The following is a 240-nucleotide window of genomic DNA, read 5'->3' as shown; positions in this document are numbered from 1 at the left end:
TCCAGGCCGGAACGGCTGCGACTGGATCTCGACCTCCACATCTCGCTGGTCCCGGCACTGCTGACCAGCCACGGCTATGCCTCGAAGGAGATCGGCATGGCCGGGACCCGAGCCCTGGAACTGTGCCGCCAGATCGGCAGCGATACGGAAACGGTCGCCGTCCTGTGGCAGATGTGGCTGTTCGAGTTCATGGGCGGGAAATGCGCTGCGGCGGCAAGTCTGGCCGACGAGATGATCCAA

The 240-nt window shown here is 64.6% G+C and carries 1 protein-coding gene; it reads left to right on the top strand.

What is annotated here, in order from left to right; all coding sequences use genetic code 11:
* A partial coding sequence (locus tag EQG76_RS13585) for a hypothetical protein (protein ID WP_159714177.1) occupies positions 1–240 on the top strand: 240 nt, incomplete at both ends.

The sequence above is a fragment of the Geminicoccus flavidas genome (genome assembly GCF_009806515.1).
GTDB lineage: Bacteria > Pseudomonadota > Alphaproteobacteria > Geminicoccales > Geminicoccaceae > Geminicoccus > Geminicoccus flavidus.
This window is presented reverse-complemented; position numbering and strand designations above follow the sequence as displayed.